The organism is Rhodococcus sp. FG69, from assembly GCF_057808915.1.
Map to the genome: position 1 here is coordinate 111,820 of NZ_JBMDIX010000019.1, position 10,053 is coordinate 121,872.

At 65.4% G+C, this 10,053-nt stretch carries 9 protein-coding genes; 1 reads left to right on the forward strand and 8 read right to left on the reverse strand.

Annotation, left to right across the window (positions count from 1 at the left end; all coding sequences use genetic code 11):
- Positions 1–6: 6 nt before the first annotated feature.
- The gene (gene gatA, locus ACODSO_RS16545; RefSeq protein ID WP_489037872.1) at positions 7–1,479 is read right to left on the reverse strand and encodes an Asp-tRNA(Asn)/Glu-tRNA(Gln) amidotransferase subunit GatA; all 1,473 of its coding nucleotides are present in this window, start codon (positions 1,477–1,479) and stop codon (positions 7–9) included.
- Positions 1,476–1,775 (reverse strand): Asp-tRNA(Asn)/Glu-tRNA(Gln) amidotransferase subunit GatC, encoded by a 300-nt coding sequence (gene gatC / locus ACODSO_RS16550; protein ID WP_068375762.1) that lies wholly within the window; start codon positions 1,773–1,775, stop codon positions 1,476–1,478. The genes gatA and gatC overlap by 4 nt, the downstream gene beginning before the upstream one ends.
- A gap of 256 nt (positions 1,776–2,031) precedes the next feature.
- On the opposite strand from gatC, the gene ACODSO_RS16555 reads away from it, so the two are divergent.
- On the forward strand, positions 2,032–2,682 hold the full coding sequence (locus tag ACODSO_RS16555; protein WP_489037873.1) for an ACT domain-containing protein: 651 nt from the start codon (positions 2,032–2,034) through the stop codon (positions 2,680–2,682).
- Between the two features lies 1 nt (position 2,683).
- Here ACODSO_RS16555 and ligA read toward each other — a convergent pair whose 3' ends face one another.
- The 6 genes from ligA to ACODSO_RS16585 all read right to left on the reverse strand — a co-directional run bounded on the left by ligA (position 2,684) and on the right by ACODSO_RS16585 (position 10,029).
- Positions 2,684–4,759 (reverse strand): NAD-dependent DNA ligase LigA, encoded by a 2,076-nt coding sequence (gene ligA / locus ACODSO_RS16560; protein ID WP_489037887.1) that lies wholly within the window; start codon positions 4,757–4,759, stop codon positions 2,684–2,686.
- 152 nt (positions 4,760–4,911) lie between these two features.
- Positions 4,912–5,931 (reverse strand): methionine synthase, encoded by a 1,020-nt coding sequence (locus ACODSO_RS16565; protein WP_489037874.1) that lies wholly within the window; start codon positions 5,929–5,931, stop codon positions 4,912–4,914.
- Positions 5,928–7,019: a tRNA 2-thiouridine(34) synthase MnmA gene (gene mnmA / locus ACODSO_RS16570; RefSeq protein WP_489037876.1), complete on the reverse strand. Its 1,092-nt coding sequence runs from the start codon at positions 7,017–7,019 to the stop codon at positions 5,928–5,930. Before mnmA ends, ACODSO_RS16565 begins: the two co-directional genes overlap by 4 nt.
- The gene (locus ACODSO_RS16575; RefSeq protein WP_489037877.1) at positions 7,019–8,257 is read right to left on the reverse strand and encodes a cysteine desulfurase family protein; all 1,239 of its coding nucleotides are present in this window, start codon (positions 8,255–8,257) and stop codon (positions 7,019–7,021) included. Before ACODSO_RS16575 ends, mnmA begins: the two co-directional genes overlap by 1 nt.
- Before the next feature lie 57 nt (positions 8,258–8,314).
- Positions 8,315–9,229 carry a lysophospholipid acyltransferase family protein gene (locus tag ACODSO_RS16580; RefSeq protein WP_489037878.1) on the reverse strand — a complete coding sequence of 305 codons (915 nt, stop codon included), beginning with the start codon at positions 9,227–9,229 and terminating at the stop codon, positions 8,315–8,317.
- Entirely contained in the window at positions 9,226–10,029 is an 804-nt protein-coding gene (locus tag ACODSO_RS16585) for a GNAT family N-acetyltransferase (protein ID WP_489037888.1), read from the reverse strand. Before ACODSO_RS16585 ends, ACODSO_RS16580 begins: the two co-directional genes overlap by 4 nt.
- Positions 10,030–10,053 lie beyond the last annotated feature (24 nt).

Sequence of the window (10,053 nt, forward strand, 5' to 3'; positions counted from 1 at the left end):
AAAGGTCTACTTCAGCGGGCCGCGAGCTGCTTCGAAGGCTGCGCCGACGCGGTACAGACGATCGTCGGCGAACGCAGGTGCCATGATCTGAAGCCCGACCGGAAGCCCGTCCTCCACAGCGATTCCCGACGGCACCGAGATAGCGCAATGCCCCGCCAGGTTGGTCGGAAGTGTGCATAGGTCGTTGAGGTACATTGCGATCGGATCGTCGACCTTGTCTCCCAACGGAAATGCAGTTGTCGGTGTCGTCGGCGAGACCAGAACGTCCACCTGCTCGTACGCTTTGTCGAAATCACGCGCGATGAGCGTGCGCACCTTGAGCGCCTGGCCGTAGTACTCGTCGTAGTAGCCGGCGGACAACGCATACGTGCCGATCATGATGCGGCGCTTGACTTCTGCACCGAATCCTTCTGCGCGCGTGATTGCCATGACCTGCTCGGCGCTGTGCTTGCCGTCGTCGCCGGCACGAGCGCCGTATCGCATTCCGTCGAATCGGGCGAGGTTGGACGACACCTCGGACGGCAGAATCAGGTAGTACGCCGCGAGTGCGTGCACGAAATTGGGGCACGAGACCTCGACGACCTCGGCCCCGAGGGAAGTCAGCGTTGCCACCGCAGCGTCGAACGAGCCGATCACGCCGGCCTGATAGCTGTCGGAATGCAGTTCCCTTACGACGCCGACGCGCACACCTTTTAAGTCTCCGCCTGCGCCTGCGCGGGCCGCCTCGACCACCGACGCGACCGAGGTGTCCACCGATGTGGAGTCTCGCGGGTCGTGGCCTGCGATGACCTCGTGCAGCAACGCAGTGTCGAGGACGGTACGACCGCACGGTCCACCCTGGTCCAGCGACGACGCGCAGGCAATGAGCCCGTAGCGCGACACCGTGCCGTACGTCGGTTTCGTTCCGACGGTCCCCGTCAGCGCGGCGGGCTGACGGATCGATCCGCCGGTGTCGGTGCCGATGGCAAGCGGAGCCTGATGCGATGCGAGCGCAGCCGCGCTTCCACCGCCGGAACCGCCAGGGATCCGGGTGGTGTCCCACGGGTTCTTCGTCGGCCCGTACGCGGAGTTCTCCGTGGACGAGCCCATCGCGAACTCGTCCATGTTGGTCTTGCCGAGCATCGGGATTCCGGCTGCCCGCAGCCTGTTCGTCACCGCTGCGTCGTACGGAGACATCCACCCCTCGAGCATCTTCGACCCACAGGTGGTCGGCATGTCCGTGGTGGTGAATACGTCCTTCAGCGCGAGCGGTACCCCGGCAAGCGGCGAGGCGGGCGCGTCACCCGCTGCTCGCCGGGCATCGACCTCGCGCGCCGCAGCCAACGCGTTCGAGCCGCTGACGTGCAGAAAAGCATGAATATCCGTATCGACGGTATCGATGCGATCCAAGTGGGCCTGGGTGACCTCGACAGCGGACACGTCGCCGGAATGGATGCGCGTCGCGAGATCGGATGCGTCGAGCGCGGTCAGATCGGTCATTCGCTCTCTCCCAGAATTTGCGGCACTGCGAAACGGTCTTCCTCGGCGTTCGGGGCGCCGGAGAGCGCTTGCTGCGGAGTCAGCCCCGGCACGATCACGTCCGGTCGCGTCACGTTGGTGATGGCGCTGGGATTCGCCGTCGGTGGCACATCGTCAGCAGCGACTTCCGCGACCGCCTTCACGTGGTGGAGGATCGAATCCAGCTGGCCGGCAAACTCGTCCAGCTCGGCTTCACTGAGAGCCAGCCGAGACAGCCGGGCGAGGTGAGCCACCTCGTCGCGGGAGATATCAGGCACCGCGTAGACCCCTTTCACACATGTATCGATGCAGCCGCACAGGTACGCGACCCGTGCAAGCCTAATGGCCGCACCGAGCGAGGCACCATCCAGCGGTCCCAAAGCCAACCAGAGGCCCCAAAGCTCCGTGGCGAGATGTCATAAAGGTCACGTGCGGCGCTGCGACTGCGAATACCTGGCCTCACAATGCAAGGATGGCTCGCGGCGCTCGCACACACGAGCGCCGAACGGACCCATGCCAGCGAAAGGGAGCACCATGTCGTATCTGCTCCGAGTACAGCTCCCTGATCGCCCTGGCTCCCTCGGGTCACTCGCCGTGGCCCTCGGTTCGGTCGGCGCCGACATCTTGTCGCTGGACGTGATCGAGCGTGGCGACGGCTACGCGGTGGACGACCTGGTCGTCGACGTCGCGCCAGGCGCGCTTCCCGACACTCTCATCACTGCTGCGGAGAATCTGCACGATGTTCGTGTCGACTCCATTCGGCCCTACACCGGCGTCCTCGACACCCATCGCGAGCTCGAACTGATCGACCGAGTCGCGGCTGCGTCGGACGATCGCCTGCAGGTACTCGTCGACGGCGCGCCGCGCGTGCTCAGAGTGGGATGGTCCGTGGTGGTTGCCACCGGCCGTCAGGGTGCGTACCGCGTGGTCGGAAGCTCCGGGGCACCCGAGACCCACGCGACGGACATGCCATGGATGCCACTCGCACAACCGTCCGCACTCGACGGCGAAGCCGACTGGGTTCCGCAGGTCTGGCGTGACATGGATACAAAGATTGCGGCCGCTCCGCTCGGGTCCACCGGCACGGTACTGATGCTCGGACGCCCTGGCGGGCCGGATTTTCGGCCGTCCGAGGTGGCGCGACTCGGCTACCTCGCCGGAATCGTCGCCACCGTCCTCGGCTGACCTACCCGGTCTCGTCCTTCCCGTCCGGCACCGGTTCTTCGGCAGCGGGCCGAACAGCATCCGGTCGAACAGCATCGGGACCCTCGGTGAGCAGAAGCGTGAACCCGTCTTCGTCCAGGACCTGCACCCCGAGTTCGACGGCCTTGTCGTGCTTGCTGCCCGGAGACTCTCCGACTACGACGAACGCGGTCTTCTTCGACACCGACCCCGCGGCCTTGCCGCCGCGCACGAGGATCGCTTCCTTTGCTTGATCGCGTGAGTAGTTCTCGAGCGATCCGGTGACGACGATCGACATGCCTTCCAGGTTGCGATCGATGGACTCGTCGCGCTCGTCCTCCATCCGCACTCCAGCGGCGCGCCATTTCTCGACGATAGTGCGATGCCACGGAACGCCGAACCACTCGGCGACCGCTTTCGCAATGGTGCCGCCGACGCCGTCCACCGCGGCGAGCTCCTCCTCGGATGCACTCTCGATGGCTTCGAGGCTGCCGAACTCGCTCGCCAGAGCCCTGCCCGCCGACGGACCGACGTGCCGGATGGACAAGCTCACCAGAACTCGCCACAGTGGCCGGTTTTTCGCCTTGTGCAGGTTGTCGAGCAATCTCCGACCGTTCGCGGACAACGCTCCTGCCTTGGTGCGGAAAATCGACGTCTTCAGCAGGTCTTCTTCGGTGAGCGAGAAAATGTCACCCTCGTCCAGAACGACCTCGGCCTGGAGGAGGTCCGTGGCAGCTTCGTAACCGAGGCCCTCGATATCGAATCGCCCTCGCTCGGCCACGAAGAACAATCGTTCGCGTCGCTGGCCGGGGCAGAACTGCGAGTTGGGACACCGAAGGTCGGCGTCGCCCTCTTTCGCCGGTGCGAGTGTGGTTCCACACTCGGGGCAATCGACGGGCATGACGAACTCGGTCTCGTCGCCGGTACGGACGTCGACGACGGGCCCCAGCACTTCCGGGATCACCTCACCCGCTTTGCGAATGGTGACGATGTCACCGATCAACACACCTTTGCGTTTGACCTCGGAACCGTTGTGCAGGGTGGCCAGAGACACTGTCGATCCGGCGACCAAGACGGGTTCCATGTACGCAAACGGCGTGACGCGGCCCGTCCTGCCGACGCTGACCCGAATATCGAGGAGTCTGGTGGTCACCTCCTCGGGCGGGTACTTGTATGCGATAGCCCACCTCGGGGCCCGCGAGGTGGTTCCGAGCCGTCGGTGCAGCGACATCTCGTCGATCTTGACGACGAGACCGTCGACCTCGTGTTCCACATCATGTCGGTGCTCGTCCCAGTACGCGACGTTCTCGACCACAGCCTCGATTCCCGTGACCCTGACGGTGTGCGAGGACACCGGAAGACCCCACGCCTTCAGCGCCTCGTAGGCGTGCAGCTGCGAATCCGGCGCGAATCCCTCCATGCGCCCGAACCCGTGGCAGATCATTCCCAGACGTCGCTTCGCCGTCACCGCCGGATTCTTCTGCCGTAACGAGCCTGCGGCAGAGTTGCGGGGGTTGGCAAACGGGGCTTTGCCTTCTTCGACGAGAGCAGCATTGAGGGCTTGAAAGTCCTCCAACCGGAAGAACACCTCGCCTCGCACTTCGAGCAGTGCGGGGATCGGGTAGTCGGCGCTCTCTTCGAGCGTGTCCGGTATATCGGAGATGGTACGAGCATTGAGTGTGACGTCCTCGCCGGTCCGGCCGTCGCCTCGGGTTGCCCCGCGAACGAGCTTCCCGTTCTCGTACACCAGATTGAGCGCCACGCCATCGATCTTGACCTCGCACAGGTAGTGCAAGTCGGGGCCGGTTTCGGCTTCCACCCGTTTGGCCCATGCCCGCAGCTCGTCGTGGTCGAAGACGTTGTCGAGACTGAGCATTCGCTCGAGGTGATCGACCGCGGTGAATTCGGTGGCGAACCCTCCTCCGACCAGTTGCGTCGGCGAGTCGGCCGTGCGGAGTTCGGGGTGGCTGTCTTCCAGATCGTTCAGTTCGCGCAGCAACCCGTCGAACTCTCCGTCGGAGACTATCGGCGAATCGCGGACGTAGTAGCGAAACTGATGACCACGAACATCCTCGGCCAGCTTCTGCCACCGATCCCGATCCTCGCTCGATGCGGGAGTTCCCTGCGCAGCGGGACCGGTCTCGTCGGTCGTAGCGGGCTCACTCGTCACAGGCACAGTCGGTTCGTCCACACCTCGAAGATTAACGGAACCCACCGACACTTCGAGCGGCCCTACAGCGAATCAGGTGCATCCTGAAAAGCGTCTGCGACGTTGCCGGCAAGCTCCAGGGCATGCCTGGACCATTCCGGCGTCGCACCTGCCAACCCGCACGAAGGAGTGACCGATACCTGCGTCGCCAGAATGGACCTCGGGAATCCGAGACGGTCGACGAGAGTCAACGCAGGTGCTGCCACCTCGCGCCATGTCGGGATCCGCTCCGGGGCGACCGCGGGCACGAGGCCGAGTAGAAGTGTCTTGCCCGCCTGCAGAAATTCCCCCACGGCGTCGAGATCGCCGGCGGTGAGAAGCGCGACGTCGATGGCTGCGGCGTCGGCGCTGCTCCGGCGGATCAGCGCCAGGGGTACGTCGGCGCCACAGCAGTGGACGACGGTAGGAGCCCCGACGCCGACGATGACCGAGTCCAACAATTCGAGAGCCTCGGGTTCGGGAACTGCCCGCACCGGATCGAGTCTGGTCACTCCGGACAGCGAACCCGCCAGCACGGCAGGCAAACTCGGCTCGTCGAGTTGCACGACGATGTCGACACCCAGCCTCGAACGCAGCTCGGCACAGTGCTGCCGGAGGCCTTCGGCGAGCGAACCCGCGAAATCTCGAACTGCACCGCGATCGGTGAGGACACGGTGCGCACTGCGAAGTTCCACCTGAGCCGCCATCGTGTACGGCCCGGCGGCTTGCACCTTGAGTACGCGATGGGTCGCCGCGAACCCACCGGTCTCCCACAGCTCCTCGAGCACGTCGAGGTCGAAGTGCAACAGATCCTCGGCTCGACGACCTGCAAGCGACTTACGTTGAGCTACACGGTAACCCGAGGTACGGACGTCAAGTTCGATGTCCACCATCAGGGCGCCGGTGCGGCCGATCGTATCGGCGCCGAGTCCGCGTGCGGGCAGTTCGACCACATGCGGGAGTGCGGGCAGCTCGCCCAGGACGATCGATGCGGCCTCTCGGACGTCGGTACCCGGCCACGAGCCGAGGCCCGTTGTGAGCGCGCCGAAGACGTTACCGCTCACTCGTTCTCGGAACGAGTGCCGGCGATCGTGGAGCTACCGATGACGATGTCGCCGTGCATATCCCGGCGGTACAGAACTGCAGCCTGGCCCTTGGCGACGCCGGTGAGCGGGCTACGGAGCGTGATGTCCATGCCGCCGTCCGCAGTTGCCTCGGCGACGGCTTCGGTCATACCTCCGTGCGCACGCACCTGGACGACGCATTCGATCGGCCCGACCGGTGCGGAACCTTCGGTCCAGACCGCCCGATCCCCCCGGATGCCCCACACATCGAGCCGCGTCGCCGATCCGACGATGACCGTGCCGCTCTCGGGTTCGATGGCGGTCACGTAGCGCGGCTTGCCGTCCACGGCGGGTCCCCCGACACCGAGGCCCTTGCGCTGCCCGATGGTGAAGCCGTGCACACCTTCGTGGTCTGCGAGTTCGGCGCCGGTGTCGGCGTCGACGACCTTTCCTGGGCGGATACCGATCTTGGCGCCGAGGAACGCTCGGGTGTCGCCAGAGGGAATGAAGCAGATGTCGTGACTGTCCGGCTTGTCGGCGACGGCAAGTCCACGCTCGGCCGCCTCCTCGCGGATCTCCGACTTCGGGGTGTCGCCGATGGGGAACAACGCGCGTGAGAGCTGACTCTGCGTCAGGACCGCGAGCACATACGACTGATCCTTGTCAGCATCCACAGCCCGACGAAGAACACCGTCGTGCAGCTGCGCGTAGTGACCGGTTGCCACAGCGTCGAACCCGAGCGCCAACGCTCGATCCGCGAGCGCAGAGAACTTGATCTTCTCGTTGCAGCGGAGGCACGGATTCGGGGTCTGCCCAGCCGCGTAGGACTCGACGAAATCGTCGATGACGTCTTCCTTGAAACGGTCGGCGAAGTCCCATACGTAGAACGGGATGCCGAGCACGTCCGCAGCGCGGCGCGCGTCACCTGCATCTTCCTTGGAGCAGCATCCACGGGATCCGGTTCTCAACGTTCCGGGCTCAGCAGACAACGCGAGGTGAACACCGACGACGTCGTGCCCTTCGTCGACGGCCCGAGCCGCCGCAACGGCCGAATCCACTCCGCCGCTCATCGCAGCCAGTACACGCATCAGCGTTGTCCTCCCCGAGCTCCTACGCTCGCCAATCCCGCAGCGCGGGCACGTTCGATTACTTGCGGCAACGCGGCCAGCAGTGCGTCCACATCCGCATCCGTGGATTGCGGCCCCATCGAGAAACGCAGCGAACCGCGGGCGGTCGAGGGATCTGCACCCATTGCGATCAAGACATGACTTGCGCTGGCGACGCCGGCGGTACACGCCGAACCTGTCGAGCATTCTATCCCTGCCGCATCGAGCAGCATCAGCAGGGAATCGCCCTCGCAGCCGGGAAAGGTGAAGTGCGCGATGCCGGGTAGTCGGCCATCGCCCGACGCTCCGTTGACGACCACCTCGGGGTCGAGCGCTCGAATACCGGCGATCATCTTGTCGCGCAGCCGAGCCAGCTCGGCGCGGCGAGACTCCAGCTCGCCGACCGTTTCCTTCAGGGCCGCAGCCATGGCCACGACCGACGCCGTGTCGTGGGTTCCGGAACGGACATCGCGTTCGTGTCCGCCGCCGTGCAACAACGGCACGCACGGCACGGTCCGCCCGAGCAGGAGCGCACCGACTCCTTGCGGTCCCCCGAACTTGTGTGCCGCGATACTTATCGCGGACAGCCCGCTGGCGGCGAAGTCGACCTTCAGGTGGGGAACAGCCTGGATCGCGTCGCTATGTATCGGAATGTCGTAGTCACGGGCCACAGCGGCGAGTTCGACGATCGGCATGATCGTGCCGACCTCGTTGTTGGCCCACATGATGGTGATCAGGGCGGTCTCGTGCCCGTGGGCAGCAAGTTCCGATCGAAGTGTGTCGGGATGCACGCGCCCGGTCGAGTCCACGGCAAGCCAGGTGACCTCGGCACCTTCGTGCTCGACGAGCCACTCGACCGCGTCGAGGACGGCGTGGTGCTCGACCGAACTTGCGATGATTCTTCTGCGGAGCGGATCTGCATCGCGCCGGGCCGCGAAAATCCCCTTGACCGCGAGATTGTCACTTTCCGTGCCGCCTGAGGTGAAGATCACCTCGGACGGTCGTGCGCCGAGGTCGGCCGCGATCGATTCGCGCGATTCTTCGACACGTCGTCGCGCCGCACGCCCCGAACTGTGGAGGGAGGACGCATTCCCTACCGTGCCGAAGACGGCGGTCATCGCCTCGATTGCGGCGGGCGAGATGGGCGTCGTAGCAGCGTGGTCGAGGTACACCGGTGCATTCGGGGGGTGGGAAGCAGCCGAACTGCGGGCAGAGGGCATAACGCCTCCCAGGATAGCCGGTCACGGAGGGTCCCCTGCGCACCGAAAGCCGCGCGGTCAGCGCCCTGTAGGTAACCGAGTCTCCTCGAGGACCTCCAACTCGACGACGGCGTGCACATCCGGGTCGCTCTGCTCGCCGGATCTGGCCGCACTCTCGCATCGACGGGCCAAGTCGCGCCGATCGGTCCCCGGAGCCTCCGGTGCCACCAGTTCGACATGCGCGACGACGCCCTTCAACCGGAAGATTCGGCCGATGGACTGCCCGATCGTCTCGTCGCCGACGAAGCAGGTCGCAGTGGTCTGTGCGTGGTCGGCGTCGACGTACCGCAGCCGAACCGGCTGCACCCATGTCTCGGTGTCGACAGCCGCCTGGAACATCGCCGGCCGGAACGATCCGTACGCCTTGCCGCACCACGTTGTCGCCTCGGGGAACACCACTACGGTGCCACCGGCGCGGAGCCGGTCGGCGACCTGATCGACAGTGCCGGGAAGAGACCGGAGGTTCCTGCGGTGGATCGGCAGGACCTTCATCGCCCGCGCCAGCAATCCGAGTACCGGCCAGTCGACCAGATCACCTCGTGCGACGAAGGTCGCGGGCCGGAGCGCGGTGAGCACGAGTACATCGGTCCAGGAGACGTGTCCGGCTACCAGCAGCGCGCTCCCTTCGGTTCGTGAGCGTTCTCGCGCCGACCGCAGATCGTTCACGACCAGGCCGATTCCCACTGCGAACAGCAAGAGGCGTGCGCCGAACTTGGTGACCTGCCTGCGACAGCGCGGTGACACCACTCCCACCACGATCAAAATCGGGAGCAAAGCGAATGCGAATATCGCGACCAGCACCCGGAGTACGACGAATACGCCGGCGACAGCCTCCGATTCACGTGCGATACATCCTGTCCCACATGGGCTCGACGGCATCCATGCGTGATCGATGTCGGGTTCGACGATCTTTGCCGGCGTGGACCCGCTCATGCTTTCGTCTCGTACGTCAGAGCCGCGCTACGGAGCCGGTCGAGGTAGCGGGTGTTGGCTTGGTGCAGACCGAGCAGCGCGACGAAGTCGGCGACGCCGAAGTCCGGGTCGTGTGCCGGTTCTCCGCAGATGACCGCGTTGAGGCGTAGGTACCCTCGCAGCAGCGGCGGCATGGACGGACGGGCTGGCGGCGCGATCTCGTCGAGCGATCGCCCGTCGACTACTACCGGGTTGATCGGGACGGCGCGCTTGTCCGCAGCTGATCCGTGCTTCGCGAGGAGGAAATCTCGAACGCCGCGCACGTTCGCGCCCGGCAATTCTGCGGGGGTTGCCTGCATCGGGACCGAGACACAACCCATGACCCATTCGAGGCCGGTGACTTCGAGGTAGTGCAGGATACCGGCCCACATCAGACCGAGAACAGATCCTGACCGGTGGTCGGGATGGACCACCGCTCGGCCCATCTCGACGACGCGAGAGGACGCCGGGTCGAGGGCGGAGAGGTCGAATTCCGTTGCTGTGTAGTAGCCCCCGGCTGCGACAGCGGCGTCGGGTGGAAGCATCCGATAGCACCCGACGAAGTCGTCGGTCTCGTTGTCGCGGACGAGAAGGTGGTCGCAGTAGTAGTCGAAGCGATCGGAGTCGCGTCCATCGGCGGCGCTGGGCAATGCGAATCCGGGCTCGGAGGAGAACACGTCGAATCGAAGTCGCTGCGCGGCCTCGCGGTGGGCGATGTCGGTGGACAGGACGAGTGAGTACCTGTCGGTGCCGGGAGCGGAGCCTGCGGAGTGACCCAACAGGGCGGGAGCGGAGCCTGCGGAGTG

What these genes read in the sequence shown, in the direction of transcription:
- mnmA (WP_489037876.1), bottom strand. Translation starts at nt 7,019, where the DNA reads ATGCGTGTACTGGCTGCGATGAGCGGCGGAGTGGATTCGGCCGTTGCG.
- gatA (WP_489037872.1), bottom strand. Translation starts at nt 1,479, where the DNA reads ATGACCGATCTGACCGCGCTCGACGCATCCGATCTCGCGACGCGCATC.
- ACODSO_RS16555 (WP_489037873.1), top strand. Translation starts at nt 2,032, where the DNA reads ATGTCGTATCTGCTCCGAGTACAGCTCCCTGATCGCCCTGGCTCCCTC.
- ACODSO_RS16580 (WP_489037878.1), bottom strand. Translation starts at nt 9,229, where the DNA reads ATGAGCGGGTCCACGCCGGCAAAGATCGTCGAACCCGACATCGATCAC.
- ACODSO_RS16575 (WP_489037877.1), bottom strand. Translation starts at nt 8,257, where the DNA reads ATGCCCTCTGCCCGCAGTTCGGCTGCTTCCCACCCCCCGAATGCACCG.